General features: G+C 71.1%; 21 protein-coding genes. 15 read left to right on the forward strand and 6 right to left on the reverse strand.

All coding sequences use genetic code 11. The annotated features are described in order from the left end of the window. Complete coding sequence (locus tag ACTOQ1_RS20180) at positions 1 to 723, reverse strand: DUF998 domain-containing protein (protein WP_440069211.1); 723 nt, start codon at positions 721 to 723, stop codon at positions 1 to 3. Positions 724 to 796: 73 nt separating this feature from the next. Here ACTOQ1_RS20180 and ACTOQ1_RS20185 point away from each other — a divergent pair, with 73 nt between their 5' ends. Next, positions 797 to 1,282, forward strand: a complete 486-nt coding sequence (locus ACTOQ1_RS20185; protein ID WP_440069213.1) for a MarR family winged helix-turn-helix transcriptional regulator — start codon at positions 797 to 799, stop codon at positions 1,280 to 1,282. A gap of 410 nt (positions 1,283 to 1,692) precedes the next feature. On the opposite strand, the gene ACTOQ1_RS20190 is transcribed toward ACTOQ1_RS20185, so the two are convergent. Further along, a complete protein-coding gene (locus ACTOQ1_RS20190; RefSeq protein ID WP_440069214.1) occupies positions 1,693 to 2,289 on the reverse strand; it encodes a CHRD domain-containing protein in 597 nt (198 codons plus the stop codon). Positions 2,290 to 2,698: 409 nt separating this feature from the next. On the opposite strand from ACTOQ1_RS20190, the gene ACTOQ1_RS20195 reads away from it, so the two are divergent. Beyond that, entirely contained in the window at positions 2,699 to 4,078 is a 1,380-nt protein-coding gene (locus ACTOQ1_RS20195) for a xylan 1,4-beta-xylosidase (RefSeq protein WP_440069216.1), read from the forward strand. Positions 4,079 to 4,427: 349 nt separating this feature from the next. After that, positions 4,428 to 5,765: an extracellular catalytic domain type 1 short-chain-length polyhydroxyalkanoate depolymerase gene (locus tag ACTOQ1_RS20200; protein WP_440069218.1), complete on the forward strand. Its 1,338-nt coding sequence runs from the start codon at positions 4,428 to 4,430 to the stop codon at positions 5,763 to 5,765. A 95-nt stretch (positions 5,766 to 5,860) separates the two neighbouring features. Here ACTOQ1_RS20200 and ACTOQ1_RS20205 read toward each other — a convergent pair whose 3' ends face one another. Further along, positions 5,861 to 6,877 carry a hypothetical protein gene (locus tag ACTOQ1_RS20205; protein ID WP_440069220.1) on the reverse strand — a complete coding sequence of 339 codons (1,017 nt, stop codon included), beginning with the start codon at positions 6,875 to 6,877 and terminating at the stop codon, positions 5,861 to 5,863. A gap of 200 nt (positions 6,878 to 7,077) precedes the next feature. Between ACTOQ1_RS20205 and ACTOQ1_RS20210 the strand changes: the two genes are divergently transcribed. The 3 genes from ACTOQ1_RS20210 to ACTOQ1_RS20220 are packed head-to-tail and all read left to right on the forward strand — an operon-like array spanning position 7,078 to position 9,962. Further along, on the forward strand, positions 7,078 to 7,431 hold the full coding sequence (locus tag ACTOQ1_RS20210) for a response regulator (protein WP_440069222.1): 354 nt from the start codon (positions 7,078 to 7,080) through the stop codon (positions 7,429 to 7,431). A 55-nt stretch (positions 7,432 to 7,486) separates the two neighbouring features. Beyond that, complete coding sequence (locus ACTOQ1_RS20215) at positions 7,487 to 9,277, forward strand: histidine kinase (protein ID WP_440069224.1); 1,791 nt, start codon at positions 7,487 to 7,489, stop codon at positions 9,275 to 9,277. Continuing rightward, positions 9,264 to 9,962, forward strand: a complete 699-nt coding sequence (locus ACTOQ1_RS20220) for a response regulator transcription factor (protein WP_440069226.1) — start codon at positions 9,264 to 9,266, stop codon at positions 9,960 to 9,962. The genes ACTOQ1_RS20215 and ACTOQ1_RS20220 overlap by 14 nt, the downstream gene beginning before the upstream one ends. Before the next feature lie 105 nt (positions 9,963 to 10,067). On the opposite strand, the gene ACTOQ1_RS20225 is transcribed toward ACTOQ1_RS20220, so the two are convergent. The 3 genes from ACTOQ1_RS20225 to ACTOQ1_RS20235 are packed head-to-tail and all read right to left on the reverse strand — an operon-like array spanning position 10,068 to position 13,130. Next, positions 10,068 to 10,892: a carbohydrate ABC transporter permease gene (locus ACTOQ1_RS20225; RefSeq protein WP_440069227.1), complete on the reverse strand. Its 825-nt coding sequence runs from the start codon at positions 10,890 to 10,892 to the stop codon at positions 10,068 to 10,070. Then, positions 10,889 to 11,794 (reverse strand): carbohydrate ABC transporter permease, encoded by a 906-nt coding sequence (locus ACTOQ1_RS20230; RefSeq protein WP_440069229.1) that lies wholly within the window; start codon positions 11,792 to 11,794, stop codon positions 10,889 to 10,891. Before ACTOQ1_RS20230 ends, ACTOQ1_RS20225 begins: the two co-directional genes overlap by 4 nt. A 16-nt stretch (positions 11,795 to 11,810) precedes the next feature. Then, complete coding sequence (locus tag ACTOQ1_RS20235) at positions 11,811 to 13,130, reverse strand: ABC transporter substrate-binding protein (RefSeq protein WP_440069231.1); 1,320 nt, start codon at positions 13,128 to 13,130, stop codon at positions 11,811 to 11,813. 347 nt (positions 13,131 to 13,477) lie between these two features. Here ACTOQ1_RS20235 and ACTOQ1_RS20240 point away from each other — a divergent pair, with 347 nt between their 5' ends. From ACTOQ1_RS20240 to glgB, 9 genes are all read left to right on the forward strand, one after another. Next, positions 13,478 to 13,705 carry a hypothetical protein gene (locus ACTOQ1_RS20240; protein WP_440069233.1) on the forward strand — a complete coding sequence of 76 codons (228 nt, stop codon included), beginning with the start codon at positions 13,478 to 13,480 and terminating at the stop codon, positions 13,703 to 13,705. 47 nt (positions 13,706 to 13,752) lie between these two features. Continuing rightward, positions 13,753 to 14,463: a FadR/GntR family transcriptional regulator gene (locus ACTOQ1_RS20245; RefSeq protein ID WP_440069235.1), complete on the forward strand. Its 711-nt coding sequence runs from the start codon at positions 13,753 to 13,755 to the stop codon at positions 14,461 to 14,463. An 82-nt stretch (positions 14,464 to 14,545) separates the two neighbouring features. Further along, a complete protein-coding gene (dgoD, locus tag ACTOQ1_RS20250) occupies positions 14,546 to 15,691 on the forward strand; it encodes a galactonate dehydratase (protein WP_440069237.1) in 1,146 nt (381 codons plus the stop codon). Between the two features lie 159 nt (positions 15,692 to 15,850). Continuing rightward, on the forward strand, positions 15,851 to 16,819 hold the full coding sequence (locus tag ACTOQ1_RS20255) for a sugar kinase (RefSeq protein ID WP_440069239.1): 969 nt from the start codon (positions 15,851 to 15,853) through the stop codon (positions 16,817 to 16,819). Continuing rightward, a complete protein-coding gene (locus ACTOQ1_RS20260; protein WP_440069240.1) occupies positions 16,816 to 17,409 on the forward strand; it encodes a bifunctional 4-hydroxy-2-oxoglutarate aldolase/2-dehydro-3-deoxy-phosphogluconate aldolase in 594 nt (197 codons plus the stop codon). Before ACTOQ1_RS20255 ends, ACTOQ1_RS20260 begins: the two co-directional genes overlap by 4 nt. A gap of 263 nt (positions 17,410 to 17,672) precedes the next feature. Next, on the forward strand, positions 17,673 to 19,022 hold the full coding sequence (locus tag ACTOQ1_RS20265; RefSeq protein ID WP_440069242.1) for a collagen-binding domain-containing protein: 1,350 nt from the start codon (positions 17,673 to 17,675) through the stop codon (positions 19,020 to 19,022). 313 nt (positions 19,023 to 19,335) lie between these two features. After that, complete coding sequence (locus ACTOQ1_RS20270) at positions 19,336 to 20,010, forward strand: hypothetical protein (RefSeq protein WP_440069244.1); 675 nt, start codon at positions 19,336 to 19,338, stop codon at positions 20,008 to 20,010. A 3-nt stretch (positions 20,011 to 20,013) separates the two neighbouring features. After that, positions 20,014 to 21,258, forward strand: a complete 1,245-nt coding sequence (locus tag ACTOQ1_RS20275; RefSeq protein ID WP_440069245.1) for a copper amine oxidase — start codon at positions 20,014 to 20,016, stop codon at positions 21,256 to 21,258. Positions 21,259 to 21,625: 367 nt separating this feature from the next. Further along, on the forward strand, positions 21,626 to 23,929 hold the full coding sequence (glgB, locus tag ACTOQ1_RS20280; RefSeq protein ID WP_440069247.1) for a 1,4-alpha-glucan branching protein GlgB: 2,304 nt from the start codon (positions 21,626 to 21,628) through the stop codon (positions 23,927 to 23,929). Positions 23,930 to 24,171 lie beyond the last annotated feature (242 nt).

Consider the following 24,171-nt stretch of genomic DNA (forward strand, 5'->3'; position numbering starts at 1 on the left):
TCACCGCCCCGCCCGTCGCCTCGCCGCCCGTCGCCTCGCCGGCCGTCGTCCGTCCTCCGCCGTCTCGCCGCCCTTCGCCGGGTACGCGACGGATGCCGCCGGCGCGGACGCGGCGAGAGCGCGGCAAGCCAGGTAGGCCAGATAGGCGAAGCCGGTCAGGACGGACAGTCGCTGGAACAGTCCGGCGGGGGCGGGTGACCAGACGCCGGCGTGGTCCAGGCCGTTCAGCACGCCCGCCGCGAGCCAGAGGGCGATCATCAGGCCGCCGGTGGCCAGCCCGTACCACCGGGCGAAGCGACGCGAGTAGATGACGGCCGTCGCCGCGACGGAGAGGAACATGACCGGTCCGGCGATGTCGTGCAGGATGCCGTGCCAGGTCGTCCCGGCCACGGTGCCGGGAGGGCGGTAGGTCCCCGGGTCGATCACGAAGAGGCCGGCGGCGAGCAGGGCGACGCCGGCGGTGGTCACGACCCGCGGACCCCAGGTCGCCGCGGGGCCGCCGGTGAAGACGGCGCGCAGGCCGCGCCCGAAGACGGCGATCAGGGCGCCGCCGATCAGGAAGCCGGCGATCTGGATCCAGCCGCGACCGGACAGGGCGAGTTCGCTGATCCAGCTGCGTACCGGGTCGTAACCCGGCCGGATCACCCCTTCGACCAGCCAGATCAGCGTGAACAGCGAGGTTCCGGCGATTCCGCACCACAGGGGCCACCTACGAGCGTCCATTTATCTGCCTCTCTCATTATCTGCTCGGTGCAGATAATGTCACGCGCAGAGTATGAGCATGTAAGGTAGACGCATGTCAAGTGCCGAGCCGGCCGCCCGTCAGGCCCTGTTGGCGCACCTGCAAGCCGAGCTCACCCAGACGATCGCCGCCGGGATCCTGTTCCAGCAGGCGGTGGCCGACCGCCTGGGGCTCAGCCTGGGCGATTTCAAGAGCCTGACCGCGCTGACCGCGATCGAGCAGGCGACCGCCGGGGACATCGCCGCCCAGACCGGCCTGACCACCGGCGCCGTCACCCGGATGATCGACCGGCTGGAGCGGGACGGCTGGGTCCGCCGCGAGCACGACCGGCAGGATCGCCGCCGCGTGCTCGTCCGGCCGGTCCCCGAACGGCAGGCGGAGATCCGGCCGCTGTTCGAGGGCATGTCGGAGGCCTGGGCCCAGGCCCTCGCCGAATACGACGACGACCAGATCGCCATGGTGCTCGACCTGTTCGGCCGGATGCGCGAAGTCGCCCGCGAACAGGCCGCCCTCCTCCGCGAGCCGTCGCCGGACCCATGACGACAGCCTCACCGACGTCCGTGAAGGCCTCCCCACCCTGACGGCGACGGCCGGGGCTCACAGAGGACAGCGGGGGCGACAGGCTCGTTCGCCCACAGAGGACGCTGGGGCGTGCATCTCGCTTTCCCCAGGTGGGGATCAACCGGTCCCCGCGTGGTCGAGAGATCGGCATTCGCCTCATGAAACAGAAAAGCTCCTGGTAGCCGGGGTGATCGTTCCGATCACGCCCGGCACGCCCAGGAGCTTCAGGCGCCGTTCCACCGCGCCAGAGTCGATATGTCGTTTTCACCGCTGGACTTCGCGAGCCCGCCGAGCCGGCCGCGGCGCGTTCCCGCCCTCACGGCCTGACTCGTACGCGGTCCGATGACGCCGCCGCGCCGTCCGCTCGCCGGCCCCCGGACGCCGGCGAGTTACCAGCGGCCGCCCTTGGTGAGCTGGCCGCGGACCGCGCCGTCGGGGAACTGCTTGGTGTGCAGGTTGGCGTACCAGTTCCTCGGGTTGCTCTTGATGCCCCGCAGCAGGCTGGAGTCCTTGACGACGACGGAGCCGAAGCTCGTGTTGCCGCGGATCTTGCCGTTGGACAGCAGGTCGATGACGACGGGGCCGTTCTTGCCCGCCTTGCCCTTGTGGATGTGGAAGGCGCTGGGCTTGGCGGTCCGCTTCCACTGGACGAAGTAGTAGAAGCGGTTCCCGTGGATGCGGAACTTCGCGATCGCCACGCCGTCCCGGTCGTTGACCTTCTTACCCGGCTCGGGGACCTCGTTCCTGCCCAGGAGCCCGGCGGCGAAGTAGTACTTCCTGGCCTGGGCGGTCTGGGCGGTCTGGACGGTCTGGGACACCTGGCCGTTCGCGGCGGCGGTGATCGAGGCGGCGGGCGCGGCCGCCGCCTCGGCGGGCACCGCCAGCGCACCGGCGGCCAGGGCCACGGTCGCCGCGCCCACCGCCGCGCGGCTCATCGCGAGCTTCCAGGAGATACGTCCGTTGCCGAGCTGTTCACGAGCATTCATGAGGGCCTCCGCCTTGTTTTCGCTGTTTTTGCCGTGCCGTTTTCCCTGACACCGCAGACCGTTTTTCTGGACACCGCAGACCCTAGGCAGTCAGCCGCCGTTGTTATGCGTACAAATCCACATGTGTCGTAAGGGTGGCGAAGGTCACACAATGTCCCCTAAATCCACCCAAATCCACCCACCTCGGTCGACCGGGACACCATGAAGCCGGACAGACCACGTGAAGGGGACGGTGCGGGCCGGATCTCCGGCGACGGCGGCGCACCGCCCGCCGACGCCGGGACCCCGGGGAACGTTTTCGCAGGTCGGCTGGGACACTTGCCGGTGAGCCGCGTTCCTGTACGACGCTCTTACATCGCCTGTGGAACGCTCGGTGCAAAGCGAATGCTGAAGATCGGGTGGGGATCAGGTGTCATCAGGTAGCGGGGGATCCACATGGCGGCGTCCCGTCCGGGCGATCGCCTCGGCGGCGGGGGTCGTCGCGCTGGCGCTCGTCGCGGCGAGCTGTGCCTCCGGCGACACCGCCGGCCAGGCGGTTCCCGCCGTACGGCAGTCGGCCGCCGCCTCACCGGCGGCGCCGGCCACCACGATCCAGAAGGCGCCGCCGGTCGACCCCGCGTGGCCCCGCTGGGGGTTCACCCACACGGGGGTGAGCGCCAACAACGTCACCGAGGAGTTCGAGCAGGTCGTGGCCGGGGCACTCGCGCAGACCCCGATGCTGCAGAACCAGCACATCATGGGGTTCGGGGCGCTCAACCCCCAGCCTCGCCCGCAGGAGTTCTACTGGGAGGACCTCGACAGCCGGACGAACCTCATGAGGAAGTCCGGCGGCACGCAGGTCATCACGCTCTGCTGCGCCCCCGACTGGATGAAGGGCGGACCCGAGGGCCCGACCTCGGACGCGGGCTGGGACGAGCACCTCGAGGACGCCCCCTACCCCAAGCACTTCGACGACTTCGCCAAGCTGTCGGCGGCCGTCGCCACCAAGTACCGCGACGTCAAGTACTTCATGGTCTGGAACGAGTTCAAGGGCTTCTGGAAGGACCACTCCAAGCCCGCGGACTTCAAGGGCTACACCACGCTCTACAACAAGGTCTACGACGCGGTGAAGGCGGCCCGGCCCGACGCCCAGGTCGGTGGGCCCTACCTCGGCTTCGACAGCAACAGGACCGGCAAGTCCGAGCTGCGCGGGCCGTGGGGGGTCGTCAACCAGAACGCCCTGGACGCCTTCGAGTACTGGTTCGAGAACAAGAAGGGCGCCGACTTCGTCGTGGTCGACGGCGCCTCGCTGACCGACGCGCACGAGATGCTGCCGGACGCGTTCGGAGCGCTGGGCAAGTTCGGCGCGGTCACCACCTGGCTGCGGGAAAGGACCGGTGACATGCCGGTCTGGTGGGCGGAGTGGTACTTCGTCCCCGAGGACAAGACCACCTGGCCCGAGCCGCTGCGACTCGCCGTCCAGGCCGCCTCGATGATCGAGTTCGCCGAGAGCGGCGCCGCCACGGCGCTGTACTGGAACCCGCAGTCCGTGAAGGGCTGCCAGGGGTGCATGTGGGATCCGAAGACCGGCGCCATGCTCCCCACCGGCAAGCTGGTGAGCGACTTCACCACCTGGTTCCCGGCCGGAGCCGAGCTGGAGAAGGTCACCTCCTCCGCCCCCGGGATCCGGGTGCTGGCCCAGCCGAAGAAGCTGCTGATGGTCAACACCACCAAGGCGGAGACCACCACGACCGTGGACGGCAGGGAGTTCACCCTCCGGCCCTACGAGATCAGGTGGAGCGACCGCTGACCCCCTCGGCGGCCCGGCCCGGCTCGACGGAGACGGCCGCCGGCCGGGCCTGGAAACTTTCATCAGACCGTGCGGGGATGTCCCCGCCGGTTCCGGCATCGGACGCGTCCTTCACCTGCGAGGAAACGGCACGGGGAGGAAGCAGGAACCGGAGCCGCGCTCGTACCCGCACGCCGATGATTGAAAATTTCGGCGAACAACTTTAACTTTCGGCGACAGGTGTGAGGCGTCGAACGCCGGGGCCACGACGGTCGGGGGGCCCCGGCGATCGGCCGTGGCCGAGAGGAGATCGACGGTGTCCGACAGCGATGTTCCACGCCGGGCCCGACCGGGACCGGGGAGCGGTCGAATGAGAACGGCCCTGCGCGCGGTGTGCGCGGTCCTTCCCCTCCTGCTCGGCCTGGCGCTGACGACCTCGGCGTCCTCCGCCTCCCTGGTGGAGGTCACCGGCTTCGGGACGAACCCCAGCAACCTGCGGATGCACCTCTACGTCCCGGATCGGGTGGCGCCCCGGCCCCCCATCCTGCTGGCGGTGCACTACTGCACCGGTTCTGGCCCGGCCTTCCACTCCGGCACCCAGTTCGCCTCGCTGGCCGACCGGTACGGGTTCATCGTGATCTACCCGTCGGCCACCCGCAGCGGGAACTGTTTCGACGTCTCCTCCCCCGAGGCGCTCAGGCGCGGCGGCGGGAGCGACCCGGTCGGGCTCATGTCGATGGTGACCTACGTCCAGCAGCGCCACAACGCGGACCCCTCGCGGGTCTACGTGACCGGCGCCTCCTCCGGCGCGATGATGACCGAGGTCATGCTGGGCCTGTACCCGGACGTGTTCAAGGCCGGAGCGGCCTTCATGGGCGTGCCCTTCGGCTGCTTCGCGAGCTCCTCGGGGTGGAACAGCGAGTGCGCCAACGGCATGATCGTGAAAACCCCCCAGGAGTGGGGCAACCTAGTGCGGGCCGCCTACCCCGGATACACCGGCGCCCGGCCCCGCGTCCAGCTGTGGCACGGCACCGAGGACTCCACCCTGCGCTATCCGAACCTGGGTGAGGCGGTCAAGCAGTGGACCAACGTCCACGGCCTGAGCCAGACGCCGACCTCCACCGACACCCCCCGGGCGGGCTGGAACCGCAGCCGCTACGCCGACTCCACGGGCACCGTCAAGGTCGAGTCCTACAGCCTGCCGGGTGTCGGGCACAACCTGCCGCAGAGCGGGATGGCCGAGTCCGCGATCCAGTTCTTCGGCCTGGACACCTCCGGTCCCACCCCCACCCCCACCCCCACACCGACGCCCACTCCCACCCCCACGCCCACCCCCACGCCCACTCCCACCCCCACGCCCACGCCCACGCCCACTCCCACCCCCACGCCCGGCACCTCCTCCTGCCGGGTGACCTACAGCGCCAACAGCTGGAACACCGGTTTCACCGCCAACCTGTCCGTCACCAACACCGGCACCTCGGCGATCAACGGCTGGGAGCTCAGGTTCACCTTCCCCGGGAACCAGCAGGTCACCCAGGGCTGGAGCGCCACCTGGACACAGTCCGGCCAGGTCGTGACCGGCCGCAACGCCCCCTACAACGGCACCCTGAACCCCGGGCAGTCCGCCGGGATCGGTTTCAACGCCTCCTACAGCGGCACCAACGCCGCCCCCGGCTCGTTCACCCTCAACGGCTCGCCCTGTAGCTGACCCTCGTACCCCCGCACGCAAACAGTGGGCCGGGGAGTCGACGGAGCCGATCGGCTCCGTCGACTCCCCGGCCCGCCCCCGTACGCTCCCGGCCGTCAGGCACGCCTCGCGGCGGCCTGGGCGTTGTCGGCCCGGACCTGGTTCCGGGTCGCCGGGGTCACGCAGACGCGGTCGGCGGGAGTGGTCTCACGCCAGACGAACCCCTGCTTGCAGGTGTCGGGACCGTAGGGCCCGCCGCCGGCGCGCCTGGCGGCGGCCTGGGCGTTGTCGAGCCGGGTCTGGTTCCGGGTCGCCGGGGTCACGCAGACGCGGTCGGCGGGAGTGGCCTCGCGCCAGACGAACCCCTGCTTGCAGGTGTCGGGACCGTAGGGCTTCTTCTGCGAGCCGCCCGGGTAGTACGGCGGATACGCCGGAGCGGTCCACCTGAGCTCGGTCCAGGGCGAGTAGCGGCTCCCGGAGATGCCGCCGGACCAGGAGCCCTTCACCTTGAACACGTAGGTCCGCCCCGGGACCAGCGTTCCGGTGGTCGCCCTGGTCGCCCTGCCCGACAGGTCCCACTGGGTGCCGGGGTCGTACCGGAACAGCACCTTGTTGTACTGGGAGCTGCCGTTCACCCACTGGACCGTCGCCCGGTAGTCCCCGTAGGTGACCCTCAGGCCGTACGGAGCGGGGACTCCGCGGAGCTGGCCGGTACCCGGCGGGTAGGAGGGGGCCGGACCCGAGGGGATGGGGATGGGGTCGCTGGCGGCGCACTGCGAGACGCCGGGCCACAGGTAGCAGACGGTGACGCGTGGGGCCTGTCCCGCGTAGGACTTCACCCGGGCGGCGGAGATCGTGTGCGAGGTGGTGGCTCCGTTGTCGGTCCAGTGGCCCTCCGCGTAGGCGCCGAAGTGCACGGTCACCGACTGTCCCGGCACACTGCCGGAGAAGAAGGTGTCCGGCCCCCACCGCACCCGGAGCCCGCCGTCGTCAGGCGTGATGCTGATGATCCTCGGAGGGCGGCGGTCATCGGCCGAGTGCGCCGCGGGGGACGCCGCCACCGTGTTCAGGCCGGAGGCGAGGGCGCCGAGCAGGGCGACCTCAAGGGACCTTCTCGCGATCTTGCGGTTCATGTGCTCTCCTCTTTTTCCTCGGTGGGACTCGTGTTCTCCGTGGTTCTCGTCCGGGACGGGAAGTGCCGCCGGCCCGTCCTCCGGACCGTTCCAGAGTCCCCGGAGCCGGGCGCCCGCACATCGGTGCCACCACGTAATCGGAGCCGCGAATATGTGCTCGCACTGATGCGGGCGTCCCGGGTTCCGCGCGACAGTGGCCTATGGCCACCAGACGCCTGCTGATCGTCGACGACGATCCGGCCTTCCGCGAGGTCGCCCGCGCGCTGCTCGACGGGGAGACGTTCCGGGTGGTCGGCGAGGCGGAGACCGCCTCGGCCGGGCTGGCCGAGGCGGCGAGGCTGCGACCGGAGGTGGTGTTGCTGGACGTGCGGCTGCCCGACGTCAGCGGCTTCGAGGTGTGCCCGGCGCTGGTCGGGGGCGGTGCCGACGTCGTGCTCAGCTCGATCCGGGAGGCGGCCGACTACGGGCCGCTGGTGGAACGCTGCGGCGCACGCGGGTTCGTACCGAAAAGGGCGCTGTCGGTGGAGGAGCTGCTCCGTGTCCTGGACGGCTGACCACCTCGGGCGTTATCGCGTTGACCCCGGGAGGGCGCCGGGTGAGACTTCTCCCGTGAAGCCAGGGGCAGCGGGCGACCCGGCTGGATCACGGCGCTGGTGGCACGGGGACGGTGCCATGTGGGCGGTCGCCCTGTGCGGAGCGGCGCTGGGCGGGTGGACCACCCTGATCGCCGCAGGCGTGCCGGACGCGGACATCTTCCGGGTGACGGTCCACACCGTCGCCGGAGCGCTCTTCCTCGTCTCGGGGATCGTGGCGCACCACCGGCGCGCCACCAACAAGGTCGGCCCGCTGATGATGGGGGTGGGCATCGGTTTCTTCTCCGAGGACCTGCAGCTGTCGCCCGTGGCGTGGGTTCACACCGTCGGCCAGCTGACCCTGGCGGCGTCCGGCCCGTTCCTAGCCCACCTGGTGCTCGCGTTCCCCACCGGGCGGCTGGAGTCGCGCCCGCAGCGGCTGCTGGCCGCGATCGCCTACCTCGGGGCGGCGGGCAACGGCCTGCTCAACGCGCTCTTCGTGGACATGCACGCCCGCATCCCCGGCAACGCGCCCGGCCTGCTGCTCATCACCGACAGCCTGGCCATGGAAGACGTCATGAGGGCCGGGGCGCGGCTGACGGCGATCGTCGTGTCGGCCGGTCTGGTCGTGGTGCTGGCCCGCCGATGGCTGAGCGCGCGGGCGTTGATGCGCTCCCTGCTGGCACCGGCCATCGCCATCATGCTGGGAAGCGGCCTGCTCTCCGTGGTCGGGCTGGTCTTCCACGAGGACCGGGAGCTCCGCACCGCGTTCGTCTACGTGTACGACCTGCTCTTCGCGGCGTTACCCCTGGCCTTCCTGGCCGGGATGATCTACTTCTATCTGGGCCGGGGCGCGGTCGACCGGCTGCTGCGGCGGCTGCGCGATCCGAAGGAGACCGGCGAGATCGAGGATCTGCTGGCCCGCTCGCTGCGTGACGAGTCGCTGCGGGTGGCCTTCCTGACCGGCACGGGCCCGGCCGGCCGGCACGGCGAGCACGGCCTGGTGGACCGGCACGGCGTGCCCCTGGACCCGGCGCCGTCCCAGGCCGTCACGCCCATCGGCGGCGGTGACCACCGCCAGGCCTTCCTCGTGCACGACCCGCTGCTGTGTGAGGACCCGCACGTCCTGGAAACGGTCGCCGCGGCGGCCGGGCTCGCCCTGGCCAACCGGTCGCTGGCCGCGCAGGTGGCCGCGCAACTGGCCGAGGTACGCGCCTCACGGGCCAGGATCGTGGAGGCGGCCGACGCCGAGCGGCGCCGGATCGAGCGCGATCTGCACGACGGCGCCCAGCAGCGTCTCGTCACCGCTCTGCTCAAGGTGAATTTGGCCCGGCGCAGGCTCCAGCACGGCGACCCGGCCGTACCCGACGTGCTGGCCTCGGCCGCCGAGGGGCTGACCGCGGCGCTGGCAGAGATCAGGGAGTTGGCGCAGGGCCTGCACCCCGCGCTGCTGGCCGAGGCGGGGCTGGCCGTCGCGCTGGAGGAGCTGGCCGCACGGCTGCCACTGCCCGTCGAGACCGACCTGGGTCCGCTGCCGAAGTTCGCGCCGAACGTCGAGTCCGCCGCGTACTTCGTGGTGGCCGAGGCGCTGACCAACGCGATGAAGCACGCCGAGGCCGGCCTCGTCCGGGTCGGCGTACGGCACGCGGACGGCGTGCTGGCGGTGTCGGTCAGCGACGACGGCCGGGGCGGCGCGGACCTGGCGGGCGGTTCGGGCCTGCAGGGACTGGTCGACAGGGTCGCCGCGCTGGGCGGCGATCTCACCCTCGTCAGTCCCGCCCAGGGCGGGACCACGATCAAGGCGGTGCTTCCCGTTGACGCCTGCTGACCTTGCGTTGACGCCCGGCGGCGGTAGCTCCCCGCGGGTCGTGCTCGCCGACGACTCCGTCTTCCTGCGGGAGGCCATCGCCGGGGCGCTGCGCGGCGAGGGCGTGGACGTGGTCGCCGAGGTCGGCGACGTGCGGAGCCTGCACGCGGCGGCGGCCGAACACGCCCCGGACGTGGCCGTGATCGACATACGGATGCCGCCGGACTTCCAGACCGAGGGGCTCCGCGCCGCGCTCGACCTGCGCCGCGAGCGTCCGGGTACCGGCGTGCTGATGCTGTCGGCGCATCTGGAGACGCGCTACCTGTTCGCCCTGCTCGACGGGGAGCCGCGCGGCGTCGGCTACCTGCTGAAGGATCGGGTCGCCGGGATCGACGCGTTCGTCGAGGCCCTGCGCCGCGTGCACGCGGGTGGCTGCGTGGTCGATCCCGAGGTGGTCGCCACGATGCTCGCCCACCGGCCCAGCCGGACCGGGTACCTCAGCGCGCGCGAGTTGGAGATCCTGGGGCTGATGGCCGAGGGGCTGTCCAACCAGGCCATCAGCGAACGGCTCCATCTGGCGCCGCGGACCGTGGAGGCGCACATCCGGCACGTGTTCGTCCGGCTCGACCTGCCGCCCGCGTCCGACTACCACCGGCGGGTCCAGGCCGTGCTCGCCTACCTGCGGCGGAACGGCCCGCCCAAGTAGGACACGAGAGCCGGCAGGTCACTCCCGGTGGAACACGACCGGCTCCGCGGTCCGGTGCCACGGCGCCCCCGCGCTCCGCCGTGGCACCGTGGAGCACCCACCGCGTCACTTGACCGCTCCGATCGCGAGGCCCGAGATGAAGTGCCGCTGGAACCGCAGGAACACCAGCAGCGTCGGCACCGCGGCGATGATCGTGCCGGCCGCGATGACGTTCCAGGAGGAGACGAACTGGCCCTGCAGCCCGAGCAGCGCCGGGGTGACCGGCATCCTGGTGTCCGTACGCAGCACGGTGATCGCCCACAGCAGGTCGTTGAAGATCCAGGTGAAGGAGAGGGCACCGAGCGCGGCCAGTGCGGGCCTGGTCAGCGGCAGCACGATGCGCCAGAAGACCTGCGCGACGCCCGCGCCGTCGATGGTGGCCGCCTCCTGGATCGCGGCGGGCAGCTCGCGCATGAAACCGTGCAGGACGAAGGTGTAGAAGCCGAGGCCGAACGCGACGTGGACGGCGACCAGCGCGGCGAGCGTGTCGTACGTGCCGGTGAGCTCGGCGAACTTGGAGACAGGGATGAGCAGGATCTGCGGCGGCAGCAGATTGCCCGCGAGCATGACCAGCAGCAGCGTGCGGCGGAACGGGATGCGATAGCGGCCCAGCGCGAACGCCGCCATCGCCGCGAGCAGCAGGCTCAGCGCCACCGCGGGCACGGTCACCAGGAAGCTGTTGACCAGCGACTGGAGCTGGCCGCCGTCGCTCCACGCCTGGCGGTAGGTGTCGAACGTGAACGACCGGGGCAGGCTGCCCACGCCGTTGGCGGCCACGTCGTCGAAGGTGCGCAGCGAGGTGAGCACCACCCAGATGATCGGTGACAGCCAGAGCAGCGACAGCAGCGTCATGCCCCCGTGGAAGGCACCGGTCCGAAGTCCTCTTGTCATGATTCCTCCCGGAACGCACGGACCAGGTAACCGAGGATCACGACGAGCGCGAGCGCGAAGATGACCACCGCGATGGCCGAGCCGTAACCCAGGCGCAGGCTCTGGAACGCCGCCGAGTACATGTAGGTGCTCAGCAGCTCGGACGAGTGGTACGGCCCGCCCCTGGTGAGCGCCCAGACGATGTCGAAGGAGCGCAGCGAGTCGATGACGATCACCGAGAGCACGACGGCGTTGACCCCGCGCAGCTGCGGGAGGGTGACGTTCCTGAGCCGCTGCCAGCCCCCGGCCCCGTCCACCTTGGCCGCCTCGTACAGGGCCGGGTCGATCGCCTTGAGTCCGGCCAGGTAGAGCACCATGACGTAGCCGATCTGCCGCCAGAGGGCGGGCAGGATCACCGCGTAGAGCGCGGTGTCCGGGTCGGCGAGCCAGGGGCGGCTCAGGTGCTCCAGCCCGACCGCGGTGAGGACCTGGTCGGCCAGCCCGTCCGGCTGGTAGAAGACCCGCCACACCAGCGCGGTCACGACCAGCGAGAAGACGACCGGGGTGAACAGCGCCGCCCGGTAGAAGCCGACGCCCCGCCGGTCGCGCTGCAGCAGCAGCGCCATGCCGAAGCCGCCGAGCACGGAGAGCCCGCCGAAGAGCACCAGCCACAGCACGGTGTTGCCGAGCGCGCCCCGGAAGATCGGATCGCCGGCGAGCTCGGCGAAGTTGGCCAGGCCGACGAACTCCGGCGGGGTGAGCCCGTCCCAGCGCGTCAGCGACAGGTAGAGGCCCTGAACCGCGGGCCAGAAGACCCAGACGCTCTCCACCACGAAGGGCACCAGGACGAACACCGCGAGCAGCGGGGACAGGCGCTGAACCGATCGCCGCCGCTTCGCCGGTCCGGCAGGGGTCGTCTGCAAGGGGGTGACCGTCACGTCAGCCCTTGAAGACCTTCTGCGCGGCCGTCTGCCATTCGCTCAAGATGGTGTCGATCTCGTCCGGCTCGTCCATGAACCTGGTCAGCGCCGTGTCGGCGGTCGGCTGCAGGGCGTCGCTGGAGTCGCGGTTGAAGAACTGGGTGAGGTCCGCGGCCTCGTCCAGCATCGCCTTGCCCTTGGCGACGAGCGGCGAGTCGGCCGCCTTGGCCCTGGGGTTGGCCGGGAGCACGATGCCCGAGCTGCTCGCGATGTAGAGCTCCTGCGCCTCGGCCGAGGCCAGGTAGGTGAGCAGCGCCTTGGCCCCGGCCGGATTGGCCGACCTCGCGCTGGCGAAGAAGCCGTCGGTCGGCGCCTCCTCGACGATCGGCACCCCGGGATCGATGATGGGGAACCGGAAGAAGTCCAGGTCGTCGAGGGCGTCCTTGGGGGCGGCGTCGGCGAAGAAGGTGCCGATGAGGAACATCCCCGTCTTGCCCCCGAGCAGGGCGGTGGTCGCCTCCTGGAACGGGTACGCCTTGCCCTTCGGGTCGAAGTAGGGCAGCGCCTCGCGCCACCTGGCGAAGACGGCCTTCACCTTGGGGTCGTCGAAGCGCTGCTCGCCCGCGAGCAGCTCCCGGTGGAAGCCCGCCCCGTTGATCCGGATGTCGAGGTAGTCGAACCAGATGGAGGCCACCCACGGGGTGTCGCCCAGGCCGATGCCGATCGGCGGGATCCCCTTGCCCTTCAGCGTCTCGCACAGGGTGAGGAACTCGGCCCAGGTCTTCGGCTCCTGAACACCCCACTTGGCGAAGTTGGACTTGCGGTAGAAGAAGCCCCACCAGTAGTTGTTCATCGGCACGAAGATCTGCTTGCCCTCGCCGTCGGTGGACAGCTCGCGCAGCGCCGCGGGGTAGTCGCCCATCGAGTCCCACACGTCGGAGACGTCGAGCAGCAGGTCCTTGTCGGCGTAGTTGTTGGCGACCGAGCCCGCGTACCAGGTGTAGAGGTCGGGCGGGTTGGCCGAGGTGAGGTAGGTCGGCAGCTGGGTGCGGTAGGTCTCCGAGGCGACCGTGTTGAGCGTCGCCGTCCCCTTGCCCAGCGCGTTGAACCCGTCGACGATCTTCTGCATCGCCGCCTTGGCCTGCGGCGAGGAGAGGTTGGACTGGAGGGTGACCGGCCCGGCCGGGGCGGCACCGGGCGAGGTGGCGGCGGCCGTCGCGGCGGGCTTCGTCGCGGAGGTGGCGCAGCCGCTCGCCAGCCCGGCGGCACCGAGCGCGCCCAGGCCGGCGAGCCCCATCTGGCCGAGGAACCGGCGGCGACCGGGGTCGAAGTCGCTCAAGGGTGTTCCCTCCTTCGTCGACACGTTACGTGACATTCGCTTTGTGTCGGTCATGTGAACGTCGTGAGCAGAAGGTTGCATCGGTCCTCATCGACTGTCAATATATTTCATAATTAATGATTTAACTGAGATCGGCGAGACGACGGGAGGATGGTCATGAACCGGCTTCCGGAGAAGGTCGCGCTGGTCACAGCGGTATCGGCGGGCACCGGGGTGGCGAGCGCCCGGCGTCCCGCCGCCGAGGGAGCCGCCGTGGTGCCGCGGCGGGGCCGCCGGACGTGCCGGACGCCCGCGACACGACGGGTCTCGCGGACGAGATCCGGCCCACCGGCGGGTGATCACCGTCCGTGGCCGCCGGCGTCCGAGGCGAGACCCGCGGGGCCGCGGCGGTCGCCGCCGACGTCCGGGACGAGACCCGCGGGGCCGCGGCGGTCGCCGCCGACGTCCGGGACGAGACCCGCGGGGCCGCGGCGGTCGCCGCCGTCGCGTTCCTCGCGTCGCCGGACGCGGCTCACGCGACCGGCGCCGGTCCCGTTGTGGACGGCGGCCGGACCGCGGTGAAAGCCTCGGCCTGAAACATCGATCACCAACAGCGATCACCAACAGGGAAGGCGCGAAAACCTTGGCACGGTACGCACATCGCGGCGTCCACGGGCAGACCGTCGAGATCGTCGCACGGCGAATCCTCAGCGGCGGGATCGCCGAGGGCGAGACGCTCAACATCGTGGCTCTGCAGGAGGAGCTGGGTGTGAGCCTCACCGCACTGCGCGAGGCACTCAAGGTGCTCTCCGCCAAGGGCATCGTCGACGCCCGGCAGCGGCGCGGCACCTTCGTGCGGCCGCGCACCGACTGGAACCTGCTCGACGGCGATGTGATCCGATGGCAGTTCGACGAGCACACCGACCCCCGGCTGCTGGACGAGCTGCACGAGGTACGCACCATCGTGGAGCCGGCCGCCGCCCGGCTGGCCAGTGACAGGGCCACCGAGGCGGATCTCGCCGCCCTGGACGCGGCGCTCGACGCGATGGCCGCCGCCGACGGCGACCCCGTCGCGGCCGTCGCCGCCGACCTGCGCTTCCACCGCGCGCTGCTCGCCGCCACGCACAACGAGCTGCTGGAGCGGATGGAGATCGTCATCGAGACCGGCCTGGCCGAACGGGACCGCCTCGTGCACGGCGGCGAGCACCACGACGACCCGGTGCCCAGCCACCGGGCGGTGGTCGAGGCGATCCACGACCGCGACCCGGACACCGCCGAACGCGCCATGCGGGGGCTGCTGGCCAAGGCCGTGCACGACGTGGCCAGGGTTCGCCGATCGAAGGAAGAACAGTGAGGACCTCGCAGGACTCGAAGCTCCCGGACTCCACCCGGATGCCGGGGAACCCCCAGGACTCGAAAGACGTGAAGGAAGCGCAGTGAAGATCGAGCGAGTCGAGACCTTCCTCGTCCCGCCGCGCTGGCTCTTCTGCCGTGTGGAGACCGACGAGGGCATCGTCGGCTGGGGCGAGCCGGTCGTCGAGGGCCGCGCCGAGGTGGTGCGGGCGGCGGTGGAGGTGCTCGCCGGATATCTCGTCGGCGAGGATCCCCTGCGGATCGAGCACCACTGGCAGGTGCTCACCAAGGGCGGCTTCTACCGGGGCGGCCCCGTGCTCTCCAGTGCCGTCGCGGGCCTCGACCAGGCGCTGTGGGACATCGCGGGGCAGGCGTACGGCGCACCGGTCCACGCGCTGCTCGGCGGCCCGGTGCGCGACCGCGTCCGGGTGTACTCCTGGGTGGGCGGCGACGAGCCCGGCGAGGTGGCCGCGGAGGTCGCCGCCCAGGTCGAGGCGGGTTTCACCGCGGTCAAGATGAACGCCGGCGGCCGCCTCTCCCCCCTGCCCACCTCGTCCGAGATCGACGACGTGGTGCGACGGCTCGCCGCCGCCAGGGAGGTGCTCGGCGACGAGCGCGACGTGGCCGTGGACTTCCACGGCCGGGCGGGCGCGGCGGCGGTCCGCCGCATCCTCCCCGAACTCGCGGCGCTGCGGCCGCTGTTCGCGGAGGAGCCGCTGCTTCCCGAGCAGGGCCACGCCCTGCACGACGTCGTCACCTGCTCGCCGATCCCGATCGCCACCGGCGAGCGGCTGTACGGCCGCACCGAGTTCCTCGAACCGCTGCGGGCCGGTGTCGCCGTGGTGCAGCCGGACCTCTCCCACGCGGGCGGCATCTCCGAGGTACGCCGCATCGCGGCCTTCGCCGAGACCTACGGGGCCCTCCTCGCGCCGCACTGCCCGCTCGGCCCGATCGCCCTGGCCGCGAGCGCGCAGGTCGCCTTCGCCACGCCCAACTTCCTCATCCAGGAACAGAGCGTCGGCATCCACTACAACGAGGGGGCGGACCTGCTCGACTACGTCGTCGACCCCGAGCCGTTCCGCTTCGTCGACGGGCACCTGCGCCGGATGGACGCCCCCGGCCTGGGCATCACCGTGGACGAGCGGGCGGTCCGCCGCGCCGACCGCACCGGTCACGCCTGGCGCAACCCGGTCTGGCACCACGACGACGGCTCGTTCGCCGAATGGTGACCGACCGGCTCGCCCCGGTCCCGCCGCGCCGACGTCCGCGTCGAGCCGATGCCCGGCGCCGCGCTCGACCCGACCGGCGCGGGACCGTACCCGCCTCCGGAGCGGTGACCTGGCGGCTCACCGTCTCCGCGTCCCACACCGACCACAAGGACGAATGCCATGCGAATGCCTGATGTCCAGGTATCCGACATCCTCACCCTGGGCGAGACGCTCGTCAGCCTGTACGTGCAGGGGCAGCGCCTCGACAGCGCGTCCTGCCTGGCCAAGTCGATAGCCGGGGCGGAGGCGAACGTCGCCATCGGCCTGGCCAGGCTCGGCGCGCGGCCCGCGATGATCTCGCGGGTCGGCCCCGATCCCTTCGGCGTGGAGGTCCACCGCACCCTGCGCGGGGAGGGCGTGGACGTCGGCCACGTGAAGACGGGCGGGTCCCCGACGGGGATGATGGTCAAGGAGGTGCTCGGCCCGCATCTCACGAACGTGTACTACTACCGGGCCGGATCCGCCGCGACCGAGCTGACCGGCGCCGACGTGCCCGGCGAGCTCGTCGCGGCGGCCCGCCGCGTCCACGTCACGGGCGTCACGCTCGCCCTCGGCGAGGGGCCCGCCGAGGCCGTGCGCACCCTCGTCGGCCTGGCCCGCGACCACGGGGTGCCGGTGAGCTTCGACCCGAACATCCGCCGCAAGCTGTGGACGCTCGAAGAGGCCGCGGCGGCCTGCCGCACGCTGCTGCCGGACGTCGACGACCTGCTCCTCGGCGAGGACGAGGCGCTCGCCATCAGCGCGACCACCACCTGCGCGGACGCGCTGAGCGCCCTGGTCGACCTCGGCGTCCCCCGGGTCGTGATCCGTCGCGGCGAGCGCGGGTGCGTCGCCGTCGAGCGGGGCGGCGAGCCGATCGACCTGCCCGCCCACCCGGCCCCGGTCGTCGTCGACACCGTCGGAGCGGGGGACGCGTTCACCGCGGGCTACCTGTTCGAGCTGCTCCGGGGCCGGTCCTTCGCCGACGCCCTGCGGACCGGGTCGTGGACCGCCGCCCAGGTGGTGGCCCACCGGGGCGACTACGAGGGGTTCCCCCGCCCGCACGAGTACGACGCCTTCGTTTCGGGACAGGAAGGATTCGACCGATGATCGACCTGGTCAGATCCCATCGGCTGGTGGGGATCATCCGCAAGCGGAGCGAGGACGAGGCGCGCGCCGCCGCGACCGAGGTGCTGGCCGCGGGTGTGCGGCTCATCGAGATCACCATGACCACCCCCGGCGCGCTGCGGCTCATCCGCGAGCTGGCCGGCGCGTGGCCGGACGCCGTGGTGGGCGCCGGGACCGTGCTCACGGCGCGGGCGACGGAGGAGGCGATCGAGGCCGGTGCCCGCTTCGTCGTCGCGCCCAACGTCGACCGCGCCGTCATCGAGGCCGCGCACCGCGGCGGGGCCGCCGCCATGCCCGGGGCCTTCACCCCCACCGAGGCGCTGACCGCGATGGGTTTCGGCGCGGACGTCGTCAAGCTCTACCCCGCGTCCGGGATCGGCCTGGCCGCCTTCGGCGACCTGTCCCGCGCCCTCGACCAGGTGCCCTTCATGCCGACGGGCGGGGTGACCGTACGGGACGCGCCGGAGTGGATCCGCGCGGGGGCGATCGCCGTCGGCATGGGCGACGCCCTCACCCGGGCGAGCACCGGCGAGCTGGCCGGCCTCCTGGCCGGGCTCGGCGGCACGGGGTGACCGGACGAGCCTCGCGGTGTCATCGACCGGCCGGCCAGGTGCCCGCCCTCTTCTCACCTCGTATTCGAGTCGCACAAATGACGGACACTTGACTTCCCACAGCGCGTGGAACCCTCCGGGATTCCTAGGCTTGCCGGTCGGCGAACCAGGTGAGAGAGGGATTCATGCGCGTCCTGGGCTGTTCCATCTGCTTGAGTGCCCTCGCTTTGAGCGCGGGGGCCCTTCTTCTGAGCTCCGCCTCGGCGCGGGCGCCGCTCAACCCGGTGAGCGGGAACAACGGTTTCACCGTCGTCGTGGAGTCGGACGCCCGGCTGGCCGGTAACGAGAACGAGGGAACGCTGGCCGTGGGCGGAGACCTCATCCTGACCGGCAACTACCGGATCGCCGGCGCGACGGCGGGCACCTACGTCGCGCCCGGAGACGCGCGGCCCACGGCGCTGGTGGTGGGCGGCCGGGTCGACTTCGCCCAGAGCATCCCCACGGGAAGGGTCCAGGTTCTCTCGAGCGGCTACGTCAAGATCGGCGACCTCTCCGGCACGTTCGTGATGGACACCGACAACAACGGCGCGCTCGTCAACACGCGGGTGAACGCGACCGGCGACTACGAGGCGCCCTCAAGGGTCGAGTTGACCGTACGCCAGCCCGTCGCCTCCGTCGGCCCCGCCTCGATATTCGACTTCCCCCAGCTTTTCGCCACCTATCGCGAGCGGGCCACGACCCTGGCCCAGTGCGCGAACACCGTGATCCTGGAGGACGCCAACGGGGTGCCCTACCCCGGGGGTGTGATCCCTCCCGGAGCCGGCGCCTACGTCAACCTGACTCCCAACGTCACCAACGTTCTCCAGATCAGCGCCGCGAACCTGAGCAACATCGCCAACCTGACCTTCAACGACCGGCCCACGGCCACCAGTCCCCTCATGATCGTCGTGGACACGACCGCCGTGGGCGGTGTCTACACCTGGGCACCGCCCAACTTCGCCGGTGTCGGAGCGGAAGAGAGCCCTTTCATCCTGCTGAACTTCCCCGACGCCACCGCCATCAACCTGCCCTCGGGCATGGGGGCCACGATCGAGGGGACGATTTTCGCCCCGTCCGCCGCGCTGGTCGACGAGAACTCCTCCAACATCGAGGGCAACGTCATCGTCCGCGAACTGACCCACGGCACGTCCACCGCCGACGGCGGAGAGATACACGACACCCCGTTCAGCACCGAACTCAACTGCGGGGCCCCCACACCGACCCCAACCCCGACGCCCACGCCCACCCCGACACCGACCCCCACCCCGACACCCACGCCCACCCCGACACCGACCCCCACCCCCACCCCGACACCGGCTCCTACACCGGCTCCAGTCCCCGCGGTCACCGTCACGGTCACCGCCACCGCCACGGTCACGGCGGAGCCGGCCCTCACCCGTCCGGGATCCCCGGCCACGGGGCTGCACAGTGGTAGCCACCAGTCGAACTCGCTGAAGCTGAAGCGCGACTCCCGGGACCGGTGCCGAGAAGATCGGCGCCACTGCGGGCACTGGAAGAGCTGGAAGAGAACGGACCGGTGCCACGGTGGACATGGGCGGGAATGCCTGCGGCCGCTCAAGGCCGGGAAGGGCTGACAGCCCGGCCGGGAACCCGGAGCGTGGGCCGCCGTGACGGGATTCCGGTGGGAGGAGTGGGACCTCCTGCCGGACGCCCTTCCCGCGGGTGGATGAGGATGCCCCCGCCGCAGGTGAAAGGCGCGGAACGCCTTCCCGAACCCGGCAGGGAAAGTCCCGGCCCGCCCTCGCCCTCCGGGCCCAGAATGCGGACAAAAATCCATTAACGCCAACAAGATAAATCAAAAGTGCAATACGCCTTTGGACCCGCCGGGACACTCCCCGATCGCTACTCTTCGCAATGAAAAGTCAACGGTGAGTAAAGAGGGCGTTCATGGGGCGAAGACTGATGGTGATGACGGTCGCGGGGGCGGGGGTGGCCGTCGTCGCCGGGGCGGTGCTGTTCCTCTCCGGCGAGCAGGGATCCCAGGCCGCGAGGTCCACCCTGCAGATGCCCGCGCGGGAGGACCCGCTGACCGGCCAGGAGGTCGCCCAGGCCACCACGCTCGCGTCGGCGGGGTCCAGGTCGCACATGGCCGCCGGGCGGATCAAGCTGCTCTACGTGGAGCGCGACGACGACAAGGACTCCTCCGATCGCCGCCGCGCCGACGCGTACCTCTACGACTACGGCAACGACAGGCTCATCGTGCGGACCGTCGACCTCGGCCGCGGCGAGATCGTGCGGGAGACCGTGGCGCGGGGGGTGCAGCCGCCGCCGTCGAAGGAGGAGGAGACGACGGCCGCCGGTCTCCTGCTGTCCCACCCGGGATACGGCAAGGTCACGCGCGACGCGTTCGCCAGGGCCGGGGGCGGCCGGCTGAGGTCGGCGGCGGACCTGGGGCTGCGCGGGCTGATCTTCACCCCGTTCGGCGAGAGCGGGCCCGCCAGGGAGTGCGAGGTCCACCGGTGCCTGCGGCTGTTCGTCCGGCTGCCCGACAGCACCTGGCTGGACACCAGCCGGATGGTCGTCGACCTGTCCGCCAAGAAGATCCACACCCTGGAGTGGTAGCCCGTGTTCCTCCGTCTCACCCTCTCCTGCGCCCTGCTCGCCGGAGGGCTCGCCGCACCGCCTTCCGCACCCGGTGCGCCGATACCTCCGCTGCCGCCGCTCACGTCGTCCAGCGCGCCACCGCCGACCGGCGCCCCGGCGGAGGCGCCGGCGACGGCACCGGGGACCGCCGCGCGGCCTGCGGCGACCCCCTGCAACGCGCCGTACCGCGTCGACAAGACCCTGCCCAACGGGGCGCGCTGGCAGCTCTGCTGGGAGATGCGCAACGTCGAGGGGCTGACCCTGACCAGGATCGTCTACACGCCGAGGGGCCAGCGGCCGATCACCGTGCTGCGCAGCACCTCGCTGGCCCAGATCCACGTGCCGTACGACAGGGGCCGTCCCCGCTACCACGACATCGGGTCGCTGGGCTACACCGCCATCCCGCTGCGGGCCGCCGACTGCCCGCTCGGCGAGCGTCGCGAGCAGTTCGTCTGCGTGACGACCAGGGCTCGCGGCCACGCGTACCTGAAGGCGCTCCCCGATCAGCTGAACAAGACGGCTCAGGGGCGTGACCTGGTGGTGTTCGCCGCCTTCCAGGTCGGCTGGTACACCTACCTGGCCGAATGGGCCTTCTCCGACGACGGCGCGATCACCCCGCGGGTGGGGGCCACCGGGTCGCTCGCCGGGTTCACCACCACGCCCGAGCATGGCTGGCCGATCGGGGTGGGCGCGAGCGGGTTCGAGGCGAGCCACACCCACAACATCTTCTGGCGCCTGGACTTCGACGTGGCGGGCCGGGCGGACGACGTCGTGGAGCAGTACGACTTCAGCGGCTCCGGCACCGCGAGCCGGAAGATCCTGCGGACGGCCTTCACGGAGGAGGCCAAGGCCGTCAGCGAACCGATGCGCTGGTGGCGGGTGGTCGACAGGAAGGTGCGCAACGCCGACGGGCACCGCGTCTCCTGGGAGATCAACAACTCCGACACCGCCCAGTACCGGGGCCCCGCCGACGAGGCCTTCACCCGGGCCGATCTCTACGTCACCGACTACCGCTCCTGCGAGCGGCTGGCGACGGTCAACCCGGCTCCCGGGTGCGCCCGGTCCGTCGACCGCTACACCAACGGGGAGCGGCTCGCCGACCCGGTGCTGTGGGTCAACGTCGGCTACCACCACGTCCCCCGCGACGAGGACGCCGACCCCATGCCGAGCCACTGGCAGGGATTCCGCATCACCCCGCGCGACGTCACCGCCAAGAACCCGCACTGACCGCGCCCGGCCGTTCCCGGCCGCGTCGTTCCGGGCCTTTCCCGGCCGCGTCGTCGTTCCCGGCGGTTCCCAGCGGGTCCCGGCCGCGTCGTTCCCGGCGATTCCCCACCGTGACGTTCCCGGCGGTTCCCCGCCGTGGCGGGGAACACCGGTCACCGGCGGCGGCCCGAACCCGCGCACGACGCGGCCCATGATCGGATACGGTCGGCGAACGAGGTTTGACCGGCCCCACATAACCGACAATCGTGACTTTTATCTCGCTTGGATCCGCACGTTTTACCAACACGCATGGTGATAGCGGACAGGGGCATGGGATGGGTCACCCGAGTAGGGCAAGGTAGGGGCTATCGATCTACGGGAGTAAGCCATGAACGCGCACTTGGACCTGGACCGGCTCGCGGGCGGAGCGCACCACGATCCGCACTCGATCCTCGGGTCGCACCTGGGTCCCGAGGGCGTGACGATCCGGACGCTGCGGCCCCTGGCGCAGAGGGTCGAGGCGCTCGTGGACGGCGGGGCCCACGACATGAGGCACGTGGCCCACGGCGTGTTCGCGGTGACCCTGCCCGGGGTCGACAAGATCCCCGACTACCGGCTCCGGATCACCTACGCCGGTGCCGAGCCGTACGAGACCACGGACCCCTACCGGCACTGGCCCACGCTGGGCGAGGTGGACCTGCACCTCATCGGCGAGGGGCGCCACGAGCGGCTCTGGGAGACCCTCGGCGCGCGGGTCATGCGGCACGAGGACGTGGACGGCACGGCCTTCGCCGTGTGGGCGCCCAACGCGCGCGGCGTCCGGGTCATCGGCGACTTCAACCACTGGGAGGGCGTGGCGCACCCCATGCGCTCGCTCGGCAGGTCGGGCGTGTGGGAGCTCTTCATTCCCGGTCTCGGTCCCGGCGACCGCTACAAGTTCAGCGTCCTCGGCGCGGACGGGGTCTGGCGGGCCAAGGCCGACCCGATGGCCCGGCGCACCGAGGTGCCGCCCGCGACCGCCTCGGTGATCGAGAAGTCGGAATACGTCTGGCGGGACGACGAGTGGATGCGCCGCCGCGCGGGCGGCGACGCCCTGCGGGAGGCGATGAGCGTCTACGAGGTGCACCTCGGCTCGTGGCGGCCCGGCCTGTCGTACCGGGAACTCGCCGTCGAGCTGGTCGACTACGTGGTGGACATGGGGTTCACGCACGTGGAGCTGATGCCGGTGGCCGAGCACCCGTTCGGCGGCTCCTGGGGTTACCAGGTGACCTCCTACTACGCCCCGACGTCGCGCTTCGGCTCCCCCGACGACTTCCGCCACCTGGTCGACAGCCTGCACGAGGCGGGCATCGGGGTGCTGGTCGACTGGGTGCCCGCGCACTTCCCGATGGACGACTGGGCGCTGGCCAGGTTCGACGGCACCCCGCTGTACGAGCACGCCGACCCCGCGCGGGGCGAGCACCCCGAGTGGGGCACCTACATCTTCGACTTCGGCCGCAGGGAGGTGCGCAACTTCCTGGTCGCCAACGCCGTGTACTGGCTGCGCGAGTTCCACGTCGACGGGCTGCGCGTCGACGCGGTCGCCTCGATGCTCTACCTCGACTACTCGCGGCGCGAGGGCGAGTGGACGCCCAACGAGTACGGCGGCAGGGAGAACCTCGACGCGGTCGCGTTCCTCAAGGAGATGAACGCGGTCGCCTACCGGGAGGCGCCGGGCATCGTCACCGTCGCCGAGGAGTCGACCGCGTGGCCGGGCGTCTCCCGGCCGGTGCACCTGGGCGGGCTCGGTTTCGGGTTCAAGTGGAACATGGGCTGGATGCACGACACGCTCGCGTACCTCAAGCACGAGCCGGTCTTCCGCCAGTACCACCACCACCAGATGACGTTCTCGCTGATGTACGCGTACTCGGAGAACTTCGTGCTGCCGCTCTCGCACGACGAGGTGGTGCACGGCAAGGGGTCGCTGCTCGGCAAGATGCCCGGCGACGAGTGGCAGCGGTTCGCGAACCTGCGGGCGCTGTTCGCCTTCATGTGGGCCCACCCCGGCAAGCAGCTGCTGTTCATGGGCGGCGAGTTCGGCCAGGGCTCGGAGTGGTCGGAGGAGCGCGGGCTCGACTGGTGGGTGCTCGACTTCGACGGGCACAGGGGAGTGCAGCGGCTGGTCCGCGACCTCAACCGCGTCTACAAGGAGTCCCCGGCCCTGTGGAGCGTGGACGCCTCCCCCGACGGCTTCCGCTGGATCGACGCCGACGACGCGCTGGGCAACGTGTTCTCCTTCCTGCGCTACGCCGAGGACGGCTCGGTGGTGGCGTGCGTGGCCAACTTCTCCGGCGCGCCGCACGACGACTACCGCCTCGGGCTGCCCTTCCCCGGGGCGTGGGAGGAGGTGCTCAACACCGACGCCTACGACTACGCGGGCAGCGGAGTGGGCAACCTCGGCGTCGTCGAGGCCACCGAGGAGCCGCGGCACGGTCTCCCGTACTCCGCGACCCTGCGCGTCCCGCCCCTGGGCGCCCTGTGGCTGCGCCACCCGGGCGAGCTCGCACCCGCCGTGGACGAGCGCGCGGTGGAGATCGTCGAAGCCGCGGAGCGGGAGATCGTACGGGAGCGGCTGGTGACCGAGCTGCCCGCCGCGGACGAGCCGAGGGGACCGGAGGAGCCGGAGGAGCGCAGGGAGGCCGAACCGGCCTGACCGAGCCCCCGAACTCTCCGACAGGGCCTCTGACTCTCTGACGACTCTCTGACAGGCCAGATGCGAAACGGGCCGGACGCGCGGGCGCGCGACCGGCCCGTTTCGCGCTTCACGCTTCCGGCACCCGCGCCGCCGCCCGCCCAGCCGAAAACCTTAAATCGGCCTTATATCCACGAACAAGGCATTGACCGTCGGCGAACGAGAACCTACGCTCAGAAAACTAATAGGAAACTTTCCTATGA

The sequence above is a fragment of the Streptosporangium sp. OZ121 genome (genome assembly GCF_051918885.1).
In the GTDB taxonomy this organism is placed as follows: domain Bacteria; phylum Actinomycetota; class Actinomycetes; order Streptosporangiales; family Streptosporangiaceae; genus Streptosporangium.